The organism is Shinella sp. WSD5-1 (assembly GCF_963942435.1).
In the GTDB taxonomy this organism is placed as follows: Bacteria; Pseudomonadota; Alphaproteobacteria; order Rhizobiales; family Rhizobiaceae; genus Shinella; species Shinella yambaruensis.
The window spans coordinates 3446216-3469213 of the sequence record NZ_OZ012596.1 but is presented as its reverse complement, the minus strand read 5'-3'; the positions used below and the strand labels follow the sequence as shown (position 1 = coordinate 3469213).

Here is a 22998-nt window from a genome sequence, read left to right as displayed (position 1 = left end):
AAGGTCCCGAAGGGCTCAGACCTCTTCCTTGCCCGAAAGCAGGATGCAGGCCAGCGTGATCACGGCCGATATGCCGAGATAGTAGCCGACATAGGTCATGCCGTAGTTCGCCTGCAGCCACGTCGCGATATAGGGCGCGAGCGAGGCGCCGAAGATGCCGGCGAAGTTGAAGGTGATCGACGAGCCCGTATAGCGCACCTTGGTGGGGAAGGGGGCGGCGAGCGCCGTGCCGATGAGACCGTAGGTCATGCCCATCAGCGCCATGGCGAGAATGACGAAGACGAAGATGCCGCTCTCGCCGCTCGTCATCAGCTCCGGCAGGAGGAACGAGAAGGCGCCGATCAGCACGGTCGTGAGGATCAGCACCTCCCGGCGGCCGAACCTTTCGGCGAGCTTGCCGGCGAAGGGAATGAAGAGGCCGAACAGCACCGAGCCGAGCAGCTGGACTTCCAGCGCCTCGACGAAGGGCAGCTTCAGGACCTTGACATTGTAGGAGAGCAGGTAGGCCGAGCCGATATAGAACAGCACGAAGGTGGCAAGCGCCACGAAGGTGCCGAGCACGAGGCTGCGCTTGTGGTTGCGGAAGAGCTCCACGACCGGGACCTCGACACGCTCCTGCTTTTCGATGGCCTTCTGGAAGGCCGGCGTCTCGGTGATCGACAGGCGAACCCAGAGGCCGACGGCGATCAGCACGATCGAGGCGACGAAGGGGATGCGCCAGCCCCAGGCGAGCAGCGATTCCTGCGACATGACATGCAGCAGCAGCCAGAAGACGCCGGAGGAGAGGAAGAGCCCGACGGGCGCGCCGAGCTGCGGGAACATGCCGTACCAGCTGCGCTTGCCGGGCGGGGCGTTTTCCGTCGCCAGCAGCACCGCGCCGCCCCATTCGCCGCCAAGGCCGAAGCCCTGGCCGAAGCGGCAAAGCGCCAGGAGCAGCGGCGCGAGAACGCCGATCGTCTCATAGGAGGGCAGCAGGCCGATGATCACGGTCGAGACGCCCATGGTCAGAAGCGCCGCCACCAGCGTCGTCTTGCGCCCGATGCGGTCGCCATAGTGGCCGAAGACGATCGCGCCGAGCGGGCGGGCGAAGAAGGCGATCGAGAAGGTCGCGAAAGAGGCGAGGAGGGCCGTCGTCGGATCGCTGTTCGGGAAGAACAGCGTCGGGAAGACCAGCACGGCGGCCGTGGCATAGACGTAGAAATCGAAGAATTCGATGGTCGTTCCGACCAGGCTTGCAAAAAGAACGCGCGCCGGGGAGTTGAGCCCAGCGCGGTTGGAATGCGTTGCGGTCGGCGACCCGGAAGCGAGCGTGTCACTCATCAAGGGTGCCTTTTCTTGGTTTTTGAAGCTGTCTTGGGAGGCAGCGGCGGTTTATTACGCCAACCGGGCGGTCAGCGAAACAACAAAAGTACGCAGGCCGGCGAAAAATCGTACTTTTCGTGCGCTGGAGGCGGTGCCTGCGTTTACCAGGGGTTTGCGGCCATGGGCCCGTCCTCCGGCTCCGCTTTAGAGAATTCTAAATTCTTCTTTTTCTTGCGTCGGCCACAACTCTCTGATTCCAGAGAGAGAATCGAAGCGAGACTTGATTCGGGACAGGAAAATTCGCCTCCGGGCGGCTCCGGTTAACGAAAGTAAACGCTTCATTAACCTTAATGACGTTCTAGTGATCCTACCTCGCTGCCCGAGTCGGATCGCAAGCAAATCAGGTCCGCGCAAGGGACGAGCACCAGAGTACGGAATTCAGTTGGGGGTTCTATGAGCGTGAAGCATGTCGCGATGCTGATGGGTGGTTTTTCGTCGGAACGGCCGGTGAGCCTTTCGTCGGGCAACGCCTGCGCCGACGCGCTTGAGGCCGAGGGCTACAAGGTCACCCGCGTCGATGTCGGCCACGACGTCGCGAGCGTGCTTGCCGAACTGAAGCCGGACGTCGCCTTCAATGCGCTGCACGGGCCCTTCGGCGAGGACGGCACCATCCAGGGCATCCTCGAATATCTGCAGATCCCCTATACCCATTCCGGCGTGCTCGCCTCGGCGCTCGCCATGGACAAGGCGCAGGCGAAGATCATCGCAAAGGCCGCCGGCATTCCGATCGCCGAGCAGCGGCTGATGGACCGCTTCGATTTCACCTCGGCGCATCCGATGAAGCCGCCATACGTGGTCAAGCCGGTGCGTGAAGGCTCGTCCTTCGGCGTCGTCATGGTCAAGGAAGACCAGTCGCATCCCCCGCAGATCATCACCTCGTCCGAATGGCGCTATGGCGACAGCGTCATGGTCGAGCGCTACATCTACGGCCGGGAGCTGACCTGCGGCGTCATGGGCGACGTCGCGCTCGGCGTGACGGAAGTGGTGCCGCAGGGCCACGCTTTCTACGACTATGATTCCAAATATGTGAAAGGCGGCTCGAAACACGTCATCCCGGCGCAAATTTCACCGAATATTTACCAAAAAGTTCAAACACTCTCCCTCAAGGCGCATCAAGCGATCGGGTGCCGTGGCGTCAGCCGTTCCGACTTCCGTTACGACGACCGATTCTCCGAGAATGGCGAGCTTATCTGGCTGGAAATCAACACCCAGCCCGGCATGACCCCGACCTCCCTGGTGCCCGAAATGGCCGTTCATGCCGGCCATTCCTTTGGTGAATTCTTGCGGTGGATGGTGGAGGACGCGTCGTGTTTGCGTTGAGCGTCAAGAAGAGCAGGGTGCGCCCCGTCGGGATTCCGGAAACGGAAGCCGGTCGCGTGCTGCCGCGTCCGCTGCGCCGGATCGTCCGGTTCCTGGTCAGCCTCGCGGCCGGCCGCATCCATATTCCGCGCCACACCGGCAGCGTCGCCACCGTGCTGTTCATCGGCGCGACGGGCCTTTACGGCATGTCGCTGGGCGGCCATTCGCAGGATGTCGCCCAGGCCTCGACGACGGCGATCGGCTTTGCCATCGAGGACGTCAAGGTCTCCGGCAACCGCGAGACATCGGAAATCGACATTCTGGAGCGCCTCGGCCTCGACGGCACGACCTCGCTGGTCGCCCTCGACGTCAAGGAAGCCCGCAAGCAGCTCACCGAGCTGCCCTGGGTCGAGGACGCATCCGTGCGGAAAGTCTATCCGGGCACGATCGAGATCGCACTGAAGGAGCGGGAAGCCTTCGCCATCTGGCAGCACGGCTCCGACCTGTCGCTGATTGAGAAGAACGGCAGCGTCATCGCGCCGCTGCGCGACAACAAGTTCTCGACGCTGCCGCTGTTCGTCGGCCGCGACGCGGAGACGGCCGCGGCCGGCTTTGCCGACGAGTTCGACAACTGGCCGGAAATCAAGGCGCGGGTGAAGGCCTATATCCGGGTCGCCGGCCGTCGCTGGGACTTGAGGCTCGACAACGGCATCGTCGTCAAGCTGCCGGAGCACAACGTGCCGCGCGCCATGGACACGCTGGCGACGCTGGAAGCGGAGCAGGGGATCCTGGAGCGCGACATCGCGGCCGTCGATCTCCGGCTCGAAGACCGTACGACGGTCCGTTTGACGGAAGGGGCGCTGGAACGCCGCAATGCGGCGGTCGAGCAGAGAACGAAGGACCTGAAGAAGGCAGCGAAGCGCACATGAGCATTTTCGGTTCGTCCCATTTTGGCCTGCCGCGCTTGAAGCCGCTTTCCTCCAAGCGGGCGCATGTCGTTTCGGTCCTCGACATCGGCTCCACCAAGGTCGTCTGCATGATCGGCCGGCTGACGCCGCGCGCCGAAAGCGAGATCCTTCCCGGCCGCACGCACAATGTCGAGGTCATCGGCATCGGCCACCAGAAATCGCGCGGCGTGAAGAACGGCGTCATCACCGATCTGGATGCCGCCGAAAGCGTCGTGCGCCTTGCAGTCGATGCCGCCGAGCGCATGGCCGGCCTCACCATCGAGAGCCTGATCGTCAACGTCTCGGCCGGCCGCCTGCAGAGCGACGTCTACACCGCGACCATCGATCTCGGCGGCCAGGAGGTCGACGCCAACGACCTGCGCAAGGTGCTCGCCGTCGCCGGCCAGCAGTCGCTGCGCCAGGACCGCGCCATCCTCCATTCGCTGCCGACGGGCTTCTCGCTCGACGGCGAGCGCGGCATCCGCGATCCGCTCTCCATGTTCGGCGATGTGCTCGGCGTCGACATGCATGTGCTGACGGCCGAACGGGCCGCGCTGAAGAACCTCGAACTCTGCATCAACCGCGCCCACCTCTCCGTCGAGGGCATGGTGGCGACGCCCTATGCGAGCGGCCTTTCGGCCCTCGTCGACGACGAGGTCGAACTCGGCTGCGCCTCGATCGACATGGGCGGCGGCACGACGACGATCTCCGTCTTCGCCGAAGGCAAGCTGGTGCATTCCGATGCCGTCTCGCTCGGCGGCCATCACGTCACGACGGACCTCGCGCGTGGCCTGTCGACCCGCATCGAGGATGCCGAACGCCTGAAGGTCGTGCACGGTTCGGCCCTGCCGAACGCCAGCGACGAGCGCGACATCGTCACCGTCCCGCCGATCGGCGAGGACGACCGCGACCAGCCGACCCATGTGCCGCGCGCGCTGCTGTCGCGCATCGTCAGGGCACGCATCGAAGAGACGCTCGAACTCATCCGCGACCGCATCCAGCGCTCCGGCTTCTCGCCGATCGTCGGGAAAAGGATCGTGCTGACGGGCGGCGCCAGCCAGCTCACCGGCCTGCCGGAAGCGGCCCGCCGCATCCTTGCCCGCAACGTCCGCATCGGCCGCCCGCTCGGCGTCTCCGGCCTGCCGACGGCGGCCAAGGGGCCGGCCTTTTCGACGGCGGTGGGGCTGATGATCTATCCGCAGGTCGCGGAACTGGAAGAACACGCTGTGCAGGGCGGCATGCTCTCGCAGCTGACGGGTGGCAACGGCCGCATCGCCCGCATGGGCCAGTGGCTGAAGGAGAGTTTCTGACGGGTTTCCCGGCGGCGTTACGGCCGGGAAAGACCGACACTAGAGTTTTGGGAATAGACCGGCTGGGCGAAGCAGCCGGAAACGAAAGGAACACTGCAATGACTATCAAGCTCCAGAAGCCGGACATCACCGAGCTGAAGCCCCGCATCACCGTCTTCGGTGTCGGCGGGGGCGGTGGCAATGCTGTCAACAACATGATCACCGCGGGCCTGGAAGGCGTCGATTTCGTCGTCGCCAACACCGATGCCCAGGCGCTGACCATGACCAAGGCTTCGCGGATCATCCAGATGGGCGTCGCCGTCACGGAAGGCCTCGGCGCCGGCTCGCAGCCGGAGGTCGGCCGCGCCGCCGCGGAAGAGTGCATCGACGAGATCATCGATCACCTGAACGGCACCCACATGTGCTTCGTCACCGCCGGCATGGGCGGCGGCACGGGCACGGGCGCAGCGCCGGTCGTCGCGCAGGCGGCCCGCAACAAGGGTATCCTGACCGTCGGCGTCGTCACCAAGCCGTTCCACTTCGAGGGCGGCCGCCGCATGCGTCTTGCCGAAGAAGGCATCCAGGAACTGCAGAAGTCGGTCGACACGCTGATCGTCATCCCGAACCAGAACCTCTTCCGCATCGCCAACGACAAGACCACCTTTGCCGACGCCTTCGCGATGGCCGACCAGGTGCTCTATTCGGGCGTCGCCTGCATCACCGACCTCATGGTCAAGGAAGGCCTCATCAACCTCGACTTCGCCGACGTCCGCTCGGTGATGCGCGAGATGGGCCGCGCCATGATGGGCACGGGCGAAGCTTCGGGCGAAGGCCGCGCCATGGCCGCAGCGGAAGCGGCGATCGCCAACCCGCTGCTCGACGAAACCTCGATGAAGGGCGCGCAGGGCCTCCTGATCTCGATCACCGGCGGCCGTGACCTCACCCTCTTCGAAGTCGACGAAGCCGCGACCCGCATCCGCGAGGAAGTCGATCCGGACGCAAACATCATTCTCGGCGCAACCTTCGACGAAGAGCTCGAAGGCCTGATCCGCGTCTCCGTCGTTGCAACCGGCATCGACCGCGCGGCCTCGGAGGTGGCTGCACGTCATGCTGACTTTCGCAGCCACAGCAAGCCGGTAGTCCGCCCCGCCGCCGTTCCGGCCCAGCCGCAGGTCCAGGCCGCAGCGCCGCAGCCCCAGCCGGTCCCGCAGCCCGTCATGCAGCAGCCGGTCGCCCAGCAGCCGGTCGTCGATCCGATCGCCGAGGCCATCCGCGCTTCGGAGGAGAACCTCGAGCGGGAACTCGCCATTCCGGTGAACCGTCCGGCTCCGGTGCAGCAGCCGGTGGCTTCCGTCCAGGAAGAGCCGCGCCTGCAGAACCGCCTGTTCGCCGCCCCGGCCGAGACGCCGGTGCAGCGCCCGGTCCAGCAGCAGCCGATGCAGCAGGCCCCGGTCATGCAGCAGCGCGTCGAGCCGTCCGCTCCGATCATCCGTCAGGAGCCGCAGACGATGCGCATGCCGAAGATCGAGGATTTCCCGCCCGTCGTGCAGGCCGAGATCGACCACCGCGCCGCCCAGCAGCCGGTCGCCTCGCACAGCGAAGAGCGCGGCCCGATGGGCCTCCTCAAGCGCCTGACGTCCTCGCTCGGCCGTCACGAGGAGCCGCAGGCCGCCCAGGAGCCGGCGCCGCAGGCCCAGCAGCAGCGCCGTCCGCTGTCGGCCGAAGCCAGCCTTTACGCCCCGCGCCGCGGTCAGCTCGACGATCATGGCCGCGCCAATCCGCAGCCGCGTTCGCTCGGTGAGGACGACCAGCTCGAAATCCCGGCGTTCCTGCGCCGCCAGTCGAACTGAGGCCTTCCTCGGAGCCCGTTGACAGAATGCCCGGACCGTGGTCCGGGCATTTTTGATTCTTGTCTAAATTCAAGAGTTTGCCGTTGATGTGGAGCGTAACAAAACGAAAGAAACAGTGATTTGTGTAACCCTGAGGGACCTACTACATTCACACTAGGCACAGGGGCCAGTCAGGGATCGGATGCCGGCATCACGCCGGAGCGCATCAAATCACTCCAGACGTTGAGGCGGACTTGTCGGTGGGCGCAACGCGCCCGGCCAAGGGTTTCCTTGGGCCAATGAAATACCGGGGCTCCCGCGAGCCCGTGAAATAAGAATGTCGGCGAAGAATGAGCCGACAGTAAGACGAGGCGAATGCACATGACGATCGGTATGCTCGGTTTCCAGACGACGATTGCGAGCCCGGTGACGATTGCCGGCACGGGCGTCCATTCCGGCGCGGCCGTATCGATCACCTTCAATCCGGCCGAAGCCGACAGCGGCATCCTCTTCCAGCGCCTGCACGACGACGGCACCGTGAGCGAGTACCGCGCGGTCTCCGCGCAGGTCGGCAACACGGACCTGTGCACCGTGCTCGGCTTTACGCCCGCGACGTCGATCGCCACTGTCGAGCACGTCATGGCCGCGCTCTATGCGCTCGGCCTCGACAATGTCCTCATCGAGGTCCACGGCGCCGAAATGCCGATCATGGACGGCAGCTCTGCCCCCTTCATCGATGCGATCGACCAGGTCGGCCTCATCCCGCTCGCCGTCAAGCGCCGCTATATCCGCATCGTCAAGCCGGTGCGCGTCGAGGCCGGCGCTTCCTGGGCCGAGTTCTCGCCCTATGACGGCACGCGCTTCGAGGTCGAGATCGATTTCGATTGCCCGCTGATCGGCCGCCAGGCCTGGAAGGGCGATCTGACGCCGATGACCTTCCGCAGCGAATTGTCGCGCGCCCGCACCTTCGGTTTCATGCGCGATGTGGAAAAGCTCTGGGCCTCCGGCCATGCGCTCGGCTCGTCGCTGGAAAATTCCGTCGTCATCTCCGACGACAACACCGTGATCAATGTCGAGGGCCTGCGCTACGCGAAGGACGAGTTCGTGCGTCACAAGACGCTCGATGCCGTGGGCGACCTTGCGCTTGCCGGTGCGCAGTTCATCGGCTGCTACCGCTCCTATCGCGGCGGCCACAGGATGAACGCCCATGCGCTGAAGGCGCTGCTCAGCGACCGCACGGCCTACGAGGTCGTCGAAGCCTCCGCGCCGCGCTCGCGCGCCGGCCAGCGCGAGCTGATCGCCGTCAACGCCCCCGAGTTTGCGCCCTGGTCCCTGTAAGGCGTGCGCTTCCAGACAGCCTTGCCATAAAAATGCGTTAATGCGCCGGCATGGCGTTGCGGTCTTCACGCATTTGGAGATACAACGCGGGGCGCGCGCGGCGGGTTACCGCACCGCGTCCGTTGAACTGGGATTGTCACATGGTTGTTGCAGGGTCTGTTGGTGTGAAGAAGACGGCGCGCATTGTCTATCTTACGCTTTTTGCGGCGGCTTCGCCTGTCGTCCTTTCCGCGTGCCAGTCGGATCCGGACATCGACATCACCAAGCTGACCGGCGAGACCGAACCGGCCGACAAGCTCTACAACCAGGGCCTTGCCAACCTCAATGCCGGCAAGGTGGGCGAGGCGAGCCGCAAGTTCGAGGCCGTCGACCGCCAGCATCCGTTCTCCGAGGAAGCGCGCAAGGCGCTCGTCATGTCGGCCTTCACGAATTACCGTCAGGGCCGCAACGAGGAGGCGATCGCCGCCGGCAAACGCTATCTCAACCTCTATCCAGGTTCGGAAGACGCGGCCTATGCGCAATACATCGTCGGCCTTGCCTACTGGAAGCAGATCCCGAGCGTGACGCAGGACCAGCGCGCCTCGGCGCAGACGCTGGAAGCCATGCAGGCCGTCGTCGAGAACTATCCCGATTCGGAATATGTCGAGGACGCGCAGACCAAGATGCGCTTTGCCCGCGACCAGCTCGCCGGCAAGGAAATGCAGGTCGGCCGCTACTATCTCGAGCGCAAGGAATATATCGCGGCCGCCAGCCGCTTCCGCGTCGTCGTCGAGAAATATCCGATGACCAACCAGATCGAGGAAGCGCTCGCCCGTCTCGTCGAGACCTATTACGCCATGGGCGTGGATACGGAAGCGCAGACGGCGGCGGCGGTGCTCGGCCATAACTATCCCGACAGCCAGTGGTATGCCGACAGCTACAAGCTGCTTCAATCGAAGGGGCTGGAGCCGCGCGAAAATACCGGATCCTGGATTTCCCGCGCCGGCAAGAACCTGCTCGGCGTCTGACCGAAGAGCAAACACCGCATGCTGGCGCAGCTTTCGATCCGCGATATCGTCCTGATCGAACGGCTCGACCTCGCTTTCGAGCCGGGCCTTTCCGTGCTGACGGGCGAGACGGGCGCCGGCAAGTCCATTCTTCTCGACAGTCTTTCGCTGGCGCTCGGCGGGCGGGGCGACGGCTCGCTGGTGCGCCACGGCCTGGAGCGCGGCCAGGTGACGGCCGTCTTCGACGTGCCGCACGGCCATGCCGCCCGCGCGCTGCTCCGCGACAACGGCATCGATGACGACGGCGACCTCATCTTCCGCCGCCAGCAATCCGCCGACGGACGCACCAAGGCCTTCGTCAACGACCAGCCGGTCTCCGTGCAGCTGATGCGCCAGGCCGGCCAGCGTCTCGTCGAAATCCACGGCCAGCACGACGACCGCGCGCTCGTCGACACCGATGCGCACCGCCTGCTGCTCGATGCCTTCGGCGGCCTTGGCGAGGCGGCTGCTGACGTCGGCACGCTCTATCACCAGTGGAAGGAAGCCGAGCGCACGCTGCGCCGCCACCGCGAGAAGGTGGAGGCGGCGGCCCGCGAGGCCGATTACCTGCGCTCCTCCGTCGAGGAGCTCGAAATCCTCTCGCCCCAGGACGGCGAGGAGGATGCGCTGGCGGAAACCCGCGCGCGCATGATGAAGGCCGAGCGCATTGCCGGCGACATCAACGAGGCGAGCGAGTTCCTGAACGGCAATGCCTCGCCCGTGCCGCTCATCGCCGCGCTCGTGCGCCGGCTGGAGCGCAAGAGCCACGAGGCGCCGGGCCTGCTGGAGGAAACGGTCGAACTGCTCGACCAGGCGCTGAACCAGCTTTCCGACGCGCAGATGGCCGTCGAGGTGGCGTTGCGCAAGACCGAATACGACCCCAAGGAGCTGGAGCGCACGGAAGAGCGCCTCTTCGCATTGCGCGCGGCCGCCCGCAAATATTCCGTGCCCGTCACCGGCCTTCCGGCGCTCGCCGCCAAGATGATCGCCGACCTTGCCGATCTCGATGCGGGCGAGGAGAAGCTGGTGCGCCTTCAGGCCCATCTTGCCGAGACGCGCGCCGCCTTCGAACTTGCCGCCCGCGCGCTTTCGGACAAGCGCCACCATGCGGCAGAGGCGCTCGCCGCCGCCGTGATGGCCGAGCTGCCGGCGCTGAAGCTGGAGCGTGCGCGCTTCACCGTCGAGATCACCACCGACCCGGAAGGCGGCGCGGAGGAGGGGATCGACACGGTCGAATTCCACGTCCAGACCAATCCCGGCACGCGCCCCGGCCCGATCATGAAGGTCGCCTCCGGCGGCGAGCTCTCGCGTTTCCTGCTGGCGCTGAAGGTGGCGCTCGCCGATCGCGGCTCCGCGCCGACCCTCGTCTTCGACGAAATCGACACCGGAGTCGGCGGCGCGGTGGCCGATGCCATCGGCCAGCGGCTGAAGCGGCTCTCTTCGACCGTGCAGGTGCTCTCCGTCACCCACGCCCCGCAGGTCGCGGCCCGCGCGGCGACGCATCTCCTCATCTCCAAGGGGCCTGTCGAAGGCAGCGAGACGGTCGCCACCCGCGTCGCCCGGATGGATGACGGCGCCCGCACCGAGGAGATCGCCCGCATGCTGGCCGGTGCCTCGGTGACGGACGAGGCGAGGGCGGCCGCGGCGCGGCTGCTGTCGGGCGGGGTGTAGGCGGCGCGGGCTTTGCCAGCGCAGCGTTTCTGCGGCCACCCCCCTCTGCCCTGCCGGGCATCTCCCCCACAAGGGGGGGAGATTGGATGGAGCGACATTCTGCCCGCCTTCAGCGACTCAATTTGAGCAAGGTTCCAGCCGCTTGCCGATCTCCCCCCTTGTGGGGGAGATGCCCGGCAGGGCAGAGGGGGGTGGCCAACACTGCGATGCTCGATTGAACAGTCGCCCACACCATCTTTCCTTTCGTCAGCTTTTCTCTAAAACCGGTGGCCTAATCCGGAGCAGGCCATGGCAAATGTGAAAACCCCCGTCGAGCATCTCACCGAAGAAGAGGCCGCAGCCGAGCTTGCCTATCTGGCGGCGGAAATCGCGCGCCATGACGAACTTTATCACGGCCAGGACGCGCCGGAGATTTCGGACGCCGACTACGACGCGCTGAAGCGGCGCAACGAGGCGATCGAGGCGCGGTTCCCGGCGCTCGTCCGCGACGACAGTCCGTCGCGCCGGGTGGGCTCCGCACCGCTGCCGACCTTCGCGCCGATCACCCATTCGCGCCCGATGCTCTCGCTCGACAACACGTTCTCCGACGAGGACGTCCGGGATTTCGTCGCCTCCGTCTACCGCTTCCTCGGCCGCCTGCCGGACGATTCGATCGCCTTTACCGCCGAGCCGAAGATCGACGGCCTTTCCATGTCGATCCGCTACGAGAACGGGCGCCTCACGACGGCGGCGACGCGCGGCGACGGCACGACGGGCGAGAACGTCACCGCCAACGTGCTCACCATCGCAGAAATCCCGAACCGCCTGCCGGCCGGCGCGCCGGACGTCGTGGAGGTGCGCGGCGAGGTCTACATGGCCAAGAGCGACTTCCTGGCGCTCAACGAGAAGATGGCGGCGGAGGGCAAGCAGACCTATGTCAACCCGCGCAACACGGCGGCGGGTTCGCTGCGCCAGCTCGACGCGAGCGTCACGGCGAGCCGCAAGCTGCGTTTCTTCGCCTATGCCTGGGGCGAGATGTCGGCGATGCCGGCGGATACGCAATACGGCATGATCGAGACCCTGAAGAGCTGGGGGTTCCCCGTCAACCCGCTGACCAGGCGGCTTTCCCGCGTCGACGACATCATCGCGCATTACCGGGAGATCGGCCTTACCCGCCCGGACCTCGACTATGACATCGACGGCGTCGTCTACAAGGTGGACGAGCTCGCGCTGCAGGAGCGCCTCGGTTTTCGCTCCCGCTCGCCGCGCTGGGCGACGGCGCACAAGTTCCCGGCCGAGCAGGCCTTCACCACCGTCGAGAAGATCGACATCCAGGTCGGCCGCACCGGCGCGCTGACGCCCGTCGCGCGGCTGACGCCCGTCACGGTCGGCGGCGTGGTCGTCACCAATGCGACGCTGCACAATGCCGACTATATCGAGGGCATCGGCAACAGCGGCGAGCGCATCCGCGCGGAGGATCATGACATCCGCATCGGCGACACGGTCATCGTGCAGCGCGCGGGCGACGTGATTCCGCAGGTGCTGGACGTGGTGATGGAAAAGCGGCCGGCGGAGGCGCAGCGCTACGAATTCCCGAAGACCTGCCCGGTCTGCGGCAGCCATGCCGTGCGCGAGCGCAACGAGAAGACGGGCCGGCTCGATTCCGTCACGCGCTGCACGGGCGGTTTCGTCTGCCGCGCGCAGGCGGTGGAGCACCTGAAGCATTTCGTTTCGCGCAATGCCTTTGACATCGAGGGGCTGGGCGCCAAGCAGATCGATTTCTTCTTCGCGGCGGAAGATCCGTCGCTGACGATCCGCACCGCGCCGGACATCTTCACGCTGGAGAAGCGGCAGGCCGATTCGCTCACCAAGCTGGAGAACATCGACGGTTTCGGCAAGGTCAGCGTACGCAAGCTCTATGACGCCATCGATGCCCGCCGGTCGATCGCGCTCAACCGCTTCATCTATGCGCTCGGCATCCGCCATGTCGGCGAGACCAATGCCAAGCTCCTGGCGCGTGCCTACGGAACCTATGCGGCCTTCGAGGAGGGCATGAAGGCCTCCGTCTCGCTGTCCGGCGAGGCGTGGAACGAGCTCAACAGCATCGATGGCATCGGCGAGGTCGTCGCCCGGGCGATGGTCGAGTTCTACAAGGAGCCGCGCAATCTCGACGTGATCGACCGGCTGTTGCAGGAGGTGACGCCGGAGGCGGCCGAGGTGGTCGTGGCAAGCTCGAGCCCGGTCGCCGGCAAGACGGTGGTGTTTACCGGCTCGCTGGAAAAGATGACGCGCGACGAGGCGAAGGCCATGGCCGAGCGGCTGGGCGCCAAGGTGGCGGGCTCGGTCTCCAAGAAGACGGATCTCGTGGTGGCGGGGCCGGGCGCCGGCTCCAAGCTCGACAAGGCACGGGAATTCAACGTCGAGGTGATCGACGAAGACGGCTGGTTCGAGCGGATCAAGGCACCGTGACGGTCGAGCCGCGCACGAGGAAGCGGCCATCGAAGGTCATCGGCACGCCCTGGCCTTCGTTGTAGTCGCGCGTGCCGCCGAGATAGGCATGCATGTGCAGGTGCGGCTCGGAGGAATTGCCCGAATTGCCGACGCGCCCGAGCGTTTCGCCCTTCGTGACGATCGCGCCGTCGGCGACCACGATGGAGCCTTTGCGGAAATGGGCGAGCAGGATGCGCGCCGTGCCGCAGGCGAGGATGACGTGGTTGCCCGCCGGCGCCTCGGTGTTCGTCTCGGAAATGCGGTTGTCGTCGATCCCGTCATGGGTGGATATGGCAATGCCGTTGCAGGGGCTCTTCACCTCGCGGTCGTAGATCGCGTAGTCCGAAAGGTCCTCCGGCATCAGCCCTGCCGCGCGCATGCCGAAGCCGTTGAGGGCGACGATGTCGAGGGCGAAGCGCTGGCTCTGGCTGCCGTGGTGGTGGTTGATCGACGCCGTGCCGCCGCCCTGGCCGACATAATAGGTGCCGGCGCCAAAGGGAAAGGCGAGATCGACCGCCGTCTCCTGATAGCCGTAGCCGGAGAGCGCCCGCGCCGTCAGCGCCAGGAAGAACACGGCCATGGCCGCGGTGAAACCATGCGTGCGCAGCACCGAGGATGAAGCGTTCCAGCGGCGGCGACGCACGCGCAGATAGGAAAGGCCGGTCGCCGCGACGAAGGCGGCCGGCAGCAGGAGGGTCAGCGCCGTGCCCAGGAAATCCCAGCGCCCGATGACGGTGACGAAGGCGAAATAGGCCGCGCCATAGACCACGCGCGTGAGCCAGCCGAGCCGGTCGGCCGGGCTCGGCAGCCAGAGCCAGAGCAGAAAGAAGGCTGGAAGAAGGATCTGGGTGATCAGCAGAATGAGAATGGGCCATTCCATGGGGAAGAACCTTGTGGGATCGGCCATGTCCTTTCATCTGCGGACACGGATACTTGTGCTCTGTTCAATCCCCGGCGATGAAATTGGTTCCCGGTTTCAAGGCCGCCGGCGGTCAGGGATCGGTGTAGCCGGCGGCGCGGATATCCACCTGCCGCCCGGCCGGATCGGTTTCGAACAGGAGGGCGCCGGTCGATTTCGATTCCGCGGCGACATAGTCGAAGATCACATGGTTCTCCTCGATGATCTTGTCGCCGTCCATCAGCCGGCCGATGACGGTGACCGCGGCGGCGGTCGTGGTCGCGGAATTGGCGATGTCGAAGGTGATGCGGTATCCGGCCTTCGCCTTCTGCGTGGCGAGAACGGTGACGGAAAGGTCCGGCGGCATCGCTTCCCGCGTGAAGGCTTCCCAGCCTACCCAGCCGAGCATGCCGGCGATCAGCAGGGCGGAAACGAGGCCTGTCAGCCACTCGATCCAGTGCGGATCGTGGCGTTCCCTGTGGCGGCCCTGTTCGGAACGGGTCATGTCGGCCTCACAGGATCAGCCGCGCGGCGGCGGCGCCGAGCGCGGCGGGAAAGCCGAGCACGATGACGGACAGCATGATCTCGACCGGCGAACTGTCGCCAAGGCGTTCGAAGATCCACAGCGCGAAGATGCTGATCGCCAGCGCGATGACATAGCCGGGCAGGGTGAAGCGCACGAAGGCGTGCCACCAGGGTGTTTGCGGCGAAAGCTCGTGGCCGCCGGTGAAGGACACCGCATAGACGAAGCCGTGCATGAGGGCGATGGAGAGGACGGCGACGACGAGGGCGTGCCAGGTCGTCATCTTGTAGGCGAGCACCATCATCTCGTCGGTCGGCGCGATGTTGAGCGAGAGGAACAGCGCACCGGCCGCCATCAGCAGCAGTTCGCCGGGATAGCTCGTCTCCTTCGTATCGGCGTCGCCTTCGTCATGGCCGAGCTGGCTGCGGCCGAGCATGGCGCCGATGCTGGCGGGAACCGATTGCAGGGCGACCTTGCCGACAAGCTCGCTCGCCGGCATGCCGCCGCGCAGGAGGCCGAGCGCGGTCAGCACCACCAGGCTGGTCGTAATGCCGATGCCATAGGCGATCGCCGCGTCGCGTGTCGCCTCGCGCCAGCTGAAGGTCTTCTCGAAGCCGATGCGGTGGGCGAGCAGGATGAGCAGGGGGATGTTGAGCAGCAGCAGCAGGAACAGGCGCTCGCGCGCCATGTAGAAGCCGAGATACCACATTTCCATGGTCATCAGCATGGGCAGCGCCAGGAGGAGGGCGCCGGCGACGCCCCGGCCGAGCCCGGTCACGAAGCGGCTGAATTCGTCCTTATCGCCCTCGGCGCGTGTCATGAAAATCCCCTCGCAAAAGCGCGAGGGTAATGCGGCGCGGTGATGAAAGTTCCGCGCTGGATCGACAGGCCTGTTGGCCTGGGCTCCTGCCACGCTCTCCTCCGTTATGCTCGGGCTTGACCCGAGCATCCATTCCACCGGCACGCCGTGGATTTGGATCCTCGGGTCAAGCCCGAGGATGACGTTGAGAATGGCGCGCGGTGTGTCGCCAAACCACGGCCAAACGCGCCGGCCGCGTCAGAAGCGGTCCGGCTTCTTGCCCTTCGGCTTGCGCGCGGCGCCTTCGGGCCTGGCGAATTTTTCATCGCGCTTGCCCTTGAAGGGTTTTGTGCCGGCAAACGGCTTTGCCGGCTTCTTGCCGCCGTCCTCGCGGTCTTTCCAGTGCGGCTTGGCGGCAGCGCCTTCCGGCTTGTCGAAATCGCGCTTCTTCTCGAAACGCGGCTTCTTGTCGAAGTCACCCTTCGGCTTCCAGTCGGCGCGGCGTTCCGGCCGGTCGTAGCGCTGCGTCTTCTCGCCGGGCGTGCGCGTATAGGGCTGCGGCGTCAGGTCGGGCTGGCCTTCCAGCACGGTGACGCGGATGCCGCGCTCCAGCATGCTGTTCGGGCCGAGATGGCCGAGGAAGCCGTCGGCGGCATCGGCGGAGAGCTCGATATAGGTCTCCTCCGGCTGCATCTTGATCGCGCCGATCTCGTTCTTGGTGATGCTGCCGTTGCGGCAGAGCATGGGGATCAGCCAGCGCGGCTCGGCGCGCTGCTTGCGGCCGACCGAGACGGAGATCCACACGCTCGATCCGAAACCCTCGCGCGGGCGCTTGGTTTCGGCCGGGATGAAGTCGTTGCCGCGTTCGCGCGGCTTGCGCTGTTCGAGCGACACCTCGACCAGGTCTTCCGGCGCCGAACGCCCGGCCTTGAAGAAGCGGGCGACGGCGGCGGCAAGCTGGCGGGCATCGAAGCGTGCGGCCAGGGCGTCGATCGTCTCGACCTCGTCTTCGCCGATCGCGTCGGTCAGCATCGGGTCGGCAAGCAGGCGCTCGTCGTCGCGGCGCAGGATGTCCTCGGCGGACGGCGGGGTCGCCCAATTGGCCTTGAGGTTCGCCGCCTGCAGCAGGCGCTCGGCCTTGCGGCGGGCACTGAGCGGCACGATGAGCGCGCTGACGCCCTTGCGGCCGGCACGGCCGGTGCGGCCCGAGCGGTGCAGCAGGGTTTCCGGGTTGGTCGGCAGGTCGGCATGCACGACGAGCTCGAGATTGGGCAGGTCGATGCCGCGCGCGGCGACGTCGGTGGCGATGCAGACGCGGGCGCGGCCGTCGCGCATGGCCTGCAGCGCGTGGGTCCGTTCGTTCTGGCTGAGTTCGCCAGAGAGGGCGACGACCGAGAAGCCGCGGTTGTTGAAGCGGGCGGTCAGGTGGTTCACCGCCGCGCGCGTCGAACAGAAGACGATGGCGTTCTGCGCATCGTAGTAGCGCAGAACGTTGATGATGGCGTTCTCGCGGTCGGCCGGCACGACCAGCAGGGCGCGATAGTCGATGTCGACATGCTGTTCGCGCTCGGCGGCGGTCGAGATGCGCAGCGCCTCGCGCTGGTAGTTCTTGGCGAGCGCGGCGATCTCCTTCGGCACCGTGGCCGAGAACATCAGCGTGCGGCGGTCTTCCGGGGCCGCTTCCAGGATGAATTCGAGGTCTTCGCGGAAGCCGAGGTCGAGCATCTCGTCGGCCTCGTCGAGCACGACGGCGCGGATAGCGGACAGATCGAGATTGCCGCGGGTGATGTGGTCGCGCAGGCGGCCCGGCGTGCCGACGATGATATGGGCGCCGCGCTCCAGCGCGCGCCGTTCGTTGCGCACGTCCATGCCGCCGACGCAGGAGGCGATGACGGCGCCGGTCATCTCGTAGAGCCATTCCAGCTCGCGCTTGACCTGCATGGCGAGTTCGCGGGTCGGGGCGATGACGAGGGCAAGCGGGTTCCCGGCGCGGGCAAAACGCTCTTCGCCCTGAAGCAGCGTCGGAGCGAGCGCGAGGCCGAAGGCGACGGTCTTGCCGGAGCCGGTCTGGGCGGAGACCAGCGCATCCGCATCGCCGATCTTCGGGTCGGAGACGGCGACCTGCACCGGCGTCAAAGTGGTATAGCCGCGTTTTTCCAACGCCTTTGCCATCGCCGGAGCGAGGCCTTCAAAACTTGTCATCGAGGGTCTTTCGGAATTCGGGTTCCGCAACGATCATGCGTCGCGCTCTCAGCCCGTCCGCGACGAGCTTGCTGGTGCGCTCTCTACTGGCCCTTGCGCGAAAAGTACAGTGCGCAAAACGCAACCCTGCCCAGCGGCGAGCCCTATCGCCGCCAAAGGTGTTTGCCGATTGTCTTTTTGCGCTGCACAAGATAGAAAACGGCGCCTCCTCAAACGATCCGCAGAGATCGAGCGGGGGCATCGCCCGCGGGAGAGGGCGAGAGCAAGGAGGAACCGCCGATGCAGACCTTCACCACCATCGCGGACCTGCGCGCGGCGCTGGCCCCGCACCGGCTGGACGGCCGCACGATCGGCCTCGTGCCCACCATGGGCTACCTGCATGTCGGCCATATGGAGCTTGCCCGCCGCGCCCGTGCCGGCAACGACATCGTCGTCGCCACCATTTTCGTCAATCCCCTGCAGTTCGGCGCCAACGAGGACCTGGCGCGCTATCCGCGCGATCTTGCCCGCGATCAGGCGATGCTGGAGGCGGAAGGCGTGCACTATCTCTTCGCGCCCGGCGTCGCGGACATGTATCCGCGGCCGATGGAGACCGTCGTCGACGTGCCGACGCTCGGCAGCGAGCTGGAAGGCTCGGTGCGTCCGGGTCATTTCGCGGGCGTCGCGACGGTGGTGACGAAACTCTTCAACATCGCCCAGCCGGACCGCGCCTATTTCGGCGAGAAGGATTTCCAGCAGCTCGCCATCATCCGCCGCATGGCCGAGGACCTGGCTCAGCCGGTCGAGGTGATCGGCGTGCCGACGGTGCGCGAGGCGGACGGGCTCGCCTGTTCCTCCCGCAATGTCTACCTATCGGCCGAGGAGCGCGCCGCTGCGGTCATCGTGCCGCGCGCGCTGGAGGAGGCCGAACGGCTGATCATGGCCGGCGAGACCGATGCGAAACGGCTGGAGGCGGGCGTTGCCGCCTTCCTTGCCAGCGAGCCGCTGGCAAGGCCCGAAGTGGTCGCGATCCGCGATCCGCAGACGCTCGCCAAGATCGACACGGTCGGCGACAGGCCGGTTCTTTTGTTGCTTTTCGTGCGCTTTGGGAGCACGAAACTCCTCGATAACCGGGTTCTTGGCCCGAAAAACGCGAAAAAGGTAGCGTGACATGAGCGTACACACCGCCAAGCGCCGACTGGCGCCCGCCGATATCAGGGCCCTCAAGGGCGAGCGCCCGATCGTCAGCCTCACCGCCTACACGACCCCGGTCGCCAAGCTCATGGATCCGCATGTCGATTTCATGCTGGTCGGCGACAGCCTCGGCATGGTGCTCTACGGCCTTGATTCCACCGTCGGCGTGACGATCGAGATGATGATCGCCCATGGCCAGGCCGTCATGCGCGGCTCGTCCAATGCCTGCGTCGTCGTCGACCTGCCCTTCGGCTCCTACCAGCAGTCGAAGGAACAGGCCTTTGCGACGGCCGCCCGGGTGCTCAAGGAAACCGGCTGTTCGGCGATCAAGCTGGAGGGCGGGGCGGAAATGGCCGAGACGGTGCATTTCCTCACCCAGCGCGGCATCCCGGTGCTCGGCCATGTCGGCCTGATGCCGCAGCTCATCAACACGACGGGCGGCTACCGCTCGCTCGGCCGCAACGACAAGGAAGTCGAGAAGATCCGCCGCGACGCCGCGGCCATCGACGAAGCCGGCGCCTTCGCCATCGTCATCGAGGGCACGGTCGAGCCGCTGGCGCGCGAGATCACCGGCAAGGTCAAGGTGCCGACCATCGGCATCGGCGCGTCGCCCGCCTGTGACGGCCAGGTGCTGGTCGTCGACGACGTGCTCGGCATCTTCACGGATTTCAAGCCGCGCTTCGTCAAGCATTTCGCCAATCTCGCGCCCGTCATGAGCGAGGCCTTCGCGACCTATGCCGAAGAGGTGAAGGCGCGCAGCTTCCCGGGGCCCGAGCACACGTTCCAGCTCAAGAAGGGGTGATTTTCGGCACCGCCGGGCGCCACTCTTCCGTCTGGGCGCCACCTCTCTATTCGTCTGGCGCCATATCCATGGCTCCACCTCTCTTCCGCCCGGCGCCATCTCTCTTTCGCTTGGCTCTACCTCTCTTTCGTCATGGTCGGGCTTGACCCGACCATCCACGCGGCACCCGGGGTTGTGGATGGTCGGGTCAAGCCCGACCATGACGGAGGAGAGGGGGCTACATCCATCAGCATCAGGCGAAATTCGACGCTGATCGATCAACGGCGCTGAACGATGCATCAGCCATATTGGTTTGCAGGTGGACCCTTGCTGCTCTATGGCTGTACGATCCCGAGATAGAGCAGACCCATGACCCCCGCCACGAAAGATGAAATCCGCGATGCCTTCCGGCGTGGCAGCGCCGTGGCGATCGCCGCGGCGCCGTTTGCCGTCCTGTTCGGCGCCGTCGCCATCGACAACGGCCTGACGATCGCGGAGGCGGCGCTGATGAGCGCGACGCTCTATGCCGGCGCCAGCCAGCTCGTCGGCGTCGAGCTCTTCGATCACAATGTCGCGCCCTGGCTGGTGGTGCTGTCGATCTTCGCCGTGAATTTCCGGCATGTGCTCTATTCGGCGGCGATCGCCGCCCATATCCGGCACCTCACCTTCTGGCAGAAGGCGACGTCGCTGTTCTTCCTCACCGATCCGCAGTTCGCCGAAACCGAACGCCGCGCCGATGCGGGCATCCGCGTCAGCTATATCTGGTCCCTGGTGCTCGGCCTCAGCGTCTATGTGCCCTGGCTCTGCCTGACGGTCGTCGGCGGCCTGCTCGGCAACCTGATCAGCGATCCCAAGGCGATCGGCATCGACGTGCTGCTGCCGATCTACTTCATGGGCCTCGTGCTCGGCTTCCGCAGCCGGGCGAACTGGCTTCCGGTGGTGCTGGCCTCCTCGGCGGGCTCGATCCTGGCGCTGCATTTCGTCGGTTCGCCATGGCATGTCAGCCTGGGTGCGCTGGCCGGCATCCTCGTTGCCGCGCTCATGCCGCTCGACGGCGATGAGGCCGCGGTCGGCGATGTCGTGGAAGGGGAGGCGTGAGCATGGATACGCTGTTCCATATGCAGACGCTGCTGATCATCGCTGCCGGCGCGATCGCGACCTATCTCACGCGTGTCGGCGGCTATGTCTTCATCACGCGCATGAAGCGCATCCCGCCGCGCGCCGAAGCGGCGCTGAACGCCGTTCCGGCCGCCGTGCTCACCACGCTCGTGGCGCCGGCAGCCGTGACGGGCGGGCTGGATGTCAGCCTGACGATGGCGGTCGCCCTCCTCGTTGGCCTGCGTCTTTCGCTGCTGCCGGTGCTGGCCATCGGCTGGGTCGTCGTGATGGTCCTGCGTCAGGTCATCGGCTGACCGGCGCCGTCGCCTTTTCCAGCCAGCGCTTCGTCGCGTCGTCCGCCAGCAGCGGCGTGATCTTCTCGCGCACATCCGCGTGGTAGGCGTTGAGCCAGGCGAGCTCCTCGTCCGTCATCAGCGCGGGCACGACGAGCCGGCGGTCGATCGGGCAGAAGGTCAGCGTCTCGAAGCCGAGCATGTCCATGTCGCCGCCTTCGACCGGGGCCGCCGGCAGGACGTGGATCAGGTTCTCGATGCGGATGCCGAAGGCGCCGGGGCGATAGTAGCCGGGCTCGTTGGACAGGATCATGCCGGCAAGCAGCTCCTGCGTCGAAAGCCGCGAGATGCGCTGCGGGCCCTCGTGCACCGAAAGATAGGAGCCGACGCCGTGGCCGGTGCCATGGGCGAAGTCGGCGCCGGCCTTCCACAGCGCGATGCGGGCGAGCGGATCAAGGTCGCAGCCGCGCGTGCCCTTCGGGAAGCGCGCGGTGCTGATCGCGATCATGCCCTTCAGCACCAGGGTGAAGAAGCGCTTCTGCTCGTCCGGCACCGCGCCGATCGCCACCGTGCGGGTGATGTCCGTCGTGCCGTTGATGTATTGCGCGCCGGAATCGATGAGGAAGAGCGTGCCGGGCTCGATGACGGTGTCCGACGCGGTGGTGACGCGATAGTGCATGATGGCGGCATGGGCGCCGGCGCCGGCAATCGTGTCGAAGGACACGTCCTTCAGCGGGTTCTGGTGGCGCTCGCCGACGCTGGCGCGCACGGCCTCCAGCTTCTTCGTGACGGCCATCTCGGTCTGCGTGCCGGGCGTCGTCCCGTCGAGCCAGGCGAGGAATTCCGCCATGGCCGCGCCGTCCTGAAGGTGGGCGCGCGCGGAACCCTGCAGCTCCACGGCGTTCTTGCAGGCGCGGGGCAGGCGGGCCGGGTCGGCGGCCTCGACCAGCGTGCCGCCCTTGCGGCGCACGATCTCGGCAAGCGCGAAGGGGGCCTGGTCGGGATCGATCAGGATGCGCTTGCCCTCGGCGGCGAGCGCCGCGATGCGCTCGTCGAACTGCGAGGGCGGCACGAGGTCGGCGAGCTGGGTGAGATAGGCCTCGGGCTCGATGCCGGTCTTGCGCTTGTCGAGGAAGAGCTGCGGGCGACCCTCTGCCGGAATGATGGCGCGGGCCAGCGGATGCGGCGTGTGCGGCACGTCGCTGCCGCGGATGTTGAAGATCCAGGCGATGGAGGAGGGATCGGTGACGGCGAGGGCATCGGCGCCGGCCCCGGCGGTCGCCTCCGCCATCTTGGCGAGCTTGTCCCTGGCCAGTTCCCCGGCCTGGTCGATCGCCTGGATCGTCACGCGGCCGAGCGGTTCGCCCGGACGGTCGGTCCAGGCCTTGTCGAGCGGGTTGTGGGGCAGGAAGACGAGGGCGCCGCCAAGGCCGGCAAGCGCCTTTTCCAGCCGGCGCACCTCCGCGCCGGTGTGCAGCCACGGGTCGATGCCGAGGCGGAAGCCCTTCGGGGCATGGTTCTGCAGCCAGAGATGCGGCGGTTCGCCGACGAGGTCGCCGCCGGTGAAGACGCTGCCGTCCACCTGCTCGGCGAGCTGCGTGACATAGCGGCCGTCGACGAAGACCACGGCCGCACCACGCATGACGAGCGCCACGCCGGCCGAGCCGGTGAAGCCCGTCAGCCAGGAAAGGCGCTCGGCCGAGGCCGGCACGTATTCGCCCTGGTATTCGTCGGCGCGCGGCACGAGGAAGCCGTCGATGCCGAGCGCATCGAAGGTGGCGCGCAGCGCCTCGGCGCGTTCGCGGCCGAACTGGGGCGTGGAGGTGACGTCGAAACTCTGGAACATGGAAGACTTCCGGTATGGCGATGAATCGTGCCGGCAATCTAAAGCATGTCGCGCAAAAGTGTGCAGCGGTTTTGCGCCAACGACATGCGAAAAACCAGAGAGCTAAAGCGCAAGGAGCGAATCTGGAAGATCGCGATGGGCTTTAGCCCATCGGCC

18 protein-coding genes are annotated in these 22998 nt (G+C 66.3%); 12 read left to right on the top strand and 6 right to left on the bottom strand.

The genetic code is table 11. The features are described 5' to 3' along the window. Nucleotides 1-15: 15 nt before the first annotated feature. Nucleotides 16-1320 (bottom strand): MFS transporter, encoded by a 1305-nt coding sequence (locus tag AABQ55_RS17030; RefSeq protein WP_272805850.1) that lies wholly within the window; start codon nucleotides 1318-1320, stop codon nucleotides 16-18. A 435-nt stretch (nucleotides 1321-1755) separates the two neighbouring features. Between AABQ55_RS17030 and AABQ55_RS17025 the strand changes: the two genes are divergently transcribed. The 8 genes from AABQ55_RS17025 to ligA all read left to right on the top strand — a co-directional run bounded on the left by AABQ55_RS17025 (nucleotide 1756) and on the right by ligA (nucleotide 13208). After that, complete coding sequence (locus AABQ55_RS17025) at nucleotides 1756-2682, top strand: D-alanine--D-alanine ligase (protein ID WP_244766779.1); 927 nt, start codon at nucleotides 1756-1758, stop codon at nucleotides 2680-2682. Beyond that, nucleotides 2670-3590: a cell division protein FtsQ/DivIB gene (locus AABQ55_RS17020; RefSeq protein WP_272805849.1), complete on the top strand. Its 921-nt coding sequence runs from the start codon at nucleotides 2670-2672 to the stop codon at nucleotides 3588-3590. Before AABQ55_RS17025 ends, AABQ55_RS17020 begins: the two co-directional genes overlap by 13 nt. Continuing rightward, entirely contained in the window at nucleotides 3587-4918 is a 1332-nt protein-coding gene (gene ftsA / locus AABQ55_RS17015; protein WP_244766777.1) for a cell division protein FtsA, read from the top strand. Before AABQ55_RS17020 ends, ftsA begins: the two co-directional genes overlap by 4 nt. A gap of 98 nt (nucleotides 4919-5016) precedes the next feature. Next, nucleotides 5017-6747 (top strand): cell division protein FtsZ, encoded by a 1731-nt coding sequence (gene ftsZ / locus AABQ55_RS17010; protein ID WP_272805848.1) that lies wholly within the window; start codon nucleotides 5017-5019, stop codon nucleotides 6745-6747. 360 nt (nucleotides 6748-7107) lie between these two features. Next, entirely contained in the window at nucleotides 7108-8064 is a 957-nt protein-coding gene (gene lpxC, locus AABQ55_RS17005; protein ID WP_244766775.1) for a UDP-3-O-acyl-N-acetylglucosamine deacetylase, read from the top strand. Nucleotides 8065-8204: 140 nt separating this feature from the next. Further along, a complete protein-coding gene (locus tag AABQ55_RS17000) occupies nucleotides 8205-9071 on the top strand; it encodes an outer membrane protein assembly factor BamD (protein ID WP_244766774.1) in 867 nt (288 codons plus the stop codon). An 18-nt stretch (nucleotides 9072-9089) separates the two neighbouring features. Next, on the top strand, nucleotides 9090-10760 hold the full coding sequence (gene recN / locus AABQ55_RS16995) for a DNA repair protein RecN (protein WP_272805847.1): 1671 nt from the start codon (nucleotides 9090-9092) through the stop codon (nucleotides 10758-10760). Between the two features lie 288 nt (nucleotides 10761-11048). After that, nucleotides 11049-13208 carry an NAD-dependent DNA ligase LigA gene (gene ligA / locus AABQ55_RS16990; protein WP_272805846.1) on the top strand — a complete coding sequence of 720 codons (2160 nt, stop codon included), beginning with the start codon at nucleotides 11049-11051 and terminating at the stop codon, nucleotides 13206-13208. Here the strand turns inward: ligA and AABQ55_RS16985 are convergent. The 4 genes from AABQ55_RS16985 to AABQ55_RS16970 form a co-directional block, all read right to left on the bottom strand. Continuing rightward, nucleotides 13195-14136: a M23 family metallopeptidase gene (locus AABQ55_RS16985; protein WP_272805845.1), complete on the bottom strand. Its 942-nt coding sequence runs from the start codon at nucleotides 14134-14136 to the stop codon at nucleotides 13195-13197. The two genes, ligA and AABQ55_RS16985, sit on opposite strands and share 14 nt — an antisense overlap. A gap of 85 nt (nucleotides 14137-14221) precedes the next feature. Next, a complete protein-coding gene (locus AABQ55_RS16980; RefSeq protein WP_272805844.1) occupies nucleotides 14222-14632 on the bottom strand; it encodes a TIGR02588 family protein in 411 nt (136 codons plus the stop codon). Between the two features lie 7 nt (nucleotides 14633-14639). Further along, entirely contained in the window at nucleotides 14640-15470 is an 831-nt protein-coding gene (locus AABQ55_RS16975) for a TIGR02587 family membrane protein (RefSeq protein WP_272805843.1), read from the bottom strand. Between the two features lie 237 nt (nucleotides 15471-15707). After that, nucleotides 15708-17651 carry a DEAD/DEAH box helicase gene (locus tag AABQ55_RS16970; protein ID WP_272805842.1) on the bottom strand — a complete coding sequence of 648 codons (1944 nt, stop codon included), beginning with the start codon at nucleotides 17649-17651 and terminating at the stop codon, nucleotides 15708-15710. Nucleotides 17652-17930: 279 nt separating this feature from the next. Between AABQ55_RS16970 and panC the strand changes: the two genes are divergently transcribed. The 4 genes from panC to AABQ55_RS16950 all read left to right on the top strand — a co-directional run bounded on the left by panC (nucleotide 17931) and on the right by AABQ55_RS16950 (nucleotide 21017). Next, a complete protein-coding gene (panC, locus tag AABQ55_RS16965; RefSeq protein ID WP_272805841.1) occupies nucleotides 17931-18800 on the top strand; it encodes a pantoate--beta-alanine ligase in 870 nt (289 codons plus the stop codon). A gap of 1 nt (nucleotide 18801) precedes the next feature. Continuing rightward, on the top strand, nucleotides 18802-19626 hold the full coding sequence (gene panB, locus AABQ55_RS16960) for a 3-methyl-2-oxobutanoate hydroxymethyltransferase (protein ID WP_064330502.1): 825 nt from the start codon (nucleotides 18802-18804) through the stop codon (nucleotides 19624-19626). A gap of 348 nt (nucleotides 19627-19974) precedes the next feature. Beyond that, on the top strand, nucleotides 19975-20703 hold the full coding sequence (locus tag AABQ55_RS16955) for an AzlC family ABC transporter permease (RefSeq protein ID WP_244766766.1): 729 nt from the start codon (nucleotides 19975-19977) through the stop codon (nucleotides 20701-20703). A 2-nt stretch (nucleotides 20704-20705) separates the two neighbouring features. Further along, nucleotides 20706-21017, top strand: coding sequence for an AzlD family protein (locus tag AABQ55_RS16950; protein WP_244766765.1), 312 nt, complete (start codon nucleotides 20706-20708; stop codon nucleotides 21015-21017). Here the strand turns inward: AABQ55_RS16950 and AABQ55_RS16945 are convergent. Beyond that, nucleotides 21007-22842 carry an aminopeptidase P family protein gene (locus tag AABQ55_RS16945; RefSeq protein WP_272805840.1) on the bottom strand — a complete coding sequence of 612 codons (1836 nt, stop codon included), beginning with the start codon at nucleotides 22840-22842 and terminating at the stop codon, nucleotides 21007-21009. The two genes, AABQ55_RS16950 and AABQ55_RS16945, sit on opposite strands and share 11 nt — an antisense overlap. Nucleotides 22843-22998 lie beyond the last annotated feature (156 nt).

Coding starts and splice junctions, on each gene's coding strand:
- AABQ55_RS16955 (WP_244766766.1), top strand. CDS start 19,975: ATGACCCCCGCCACGAAAGATGAAATCCGCGATGCCTTCCGGCGTGGC.
- lpxC (WP_244766775.1), top strand. CDS start 7,108: ATGACGATCGGTATGCTCGGTTTCCAGACGACGATTGCGAGCCCGGTG.
- AABQ55_RS17025 (WP_244766779.1), top strand. CDS start 1,756: ATGAGCGTGAAGCATGTCGCGATGCTGATGGGTGGTTTTTCGTCGGAA.
- panB (WP_064330502.1), top strand. CDS start 18,802: ATGAGCGTACACACCGCCAAGCGCCGACTGGCGCCCGCCGATATCAGG.
- AABQ55_RS16985 (WP_272805845.1), bottom strand. CDS start 14,136: ATGGCCGATCCCACAAGGTTCTTCCCCATGGAATGGCCCATTCTCATT.
- AABQ55_RS16945 (WP_272805840.1), bottom strand. CDS start 22,842: ATGTTCCAGAGTTTCGACGTCACCTCCACGCCCCAGTTCGGCCGCGAA.
- panC (WP_272805841.1), top strand. CDS start 17,931: ATGCAGACCTTCACCACCATCGCGGACCTGCGCGCGGCGCTGGCCCCG.
- AABQ55_RS17000 (WP_244766774.1), top strand. CDS start 8,205: ATGGTTGTTGCAGGGTCTGTTGGTGTGAAGAAGACGGCGCGCATTGTC.
- AABQ55_RS17030 (WP_272805850.1), bottom strand. CDS start 1,320: ATGAGTGACACGCTCGCTTCCGGGTCGCCGACCGCAACGCATTCCAAC.
- AABQ55_RS16975 (WP_272805843.1), bottom strand. CDS start 15,470: ATGACACGCGCCGAGGGCGATAAGGACGAATTCAGCCGCTTCGTGACC.
- ligA (WP_272805846.1), top strand. CDS start 11,049: ATGGCAAATGTGAAAACCCCCGTCGAGCATCTCACCGAAGAAGAGGCC.
- ftsA (WP_244766777.1), top strand. CDS start 3,587: ATGAGCATTTTCGGTTCGTCCCATTTTGGCCTGCCGCGCTTGAAGCCG.
- AABQ55_RS16980 (WP_272805844.1), bottom strand. CDS start 14,632: ATGACCCGTTCCGAACAGGGCCGCCACAGGGAACGCCACGATCCGCAC.
- ftsZ (WP_272805848.1), top strand. CDS start 5,017: ATGACTATCAAGCTCCAGAAGCCGGACATCACCGAGCTGAAGCCCCGC.
- AABQ55_RS16950 (WP_244766765.1), top strand. CDS start 20,706: ATGGATACGCTGTTCCATATGCAGACGCTGCTGATCATCGCTGCCGGC.
- AABQ55_RS16970 (WP_272805842.1), bottom strand. CDS start 17,651: ATGACAAGTTTTGAAGGCCTCGCTCCGGCGATGGCAAAGGCGTTGGAA.
- recN (WP_272805847.1), top strand. CDS start 9,090: ATGCTGGCGCAGCTTTCGATCCGCGATATCGTCCTGATCGAACGGCTC.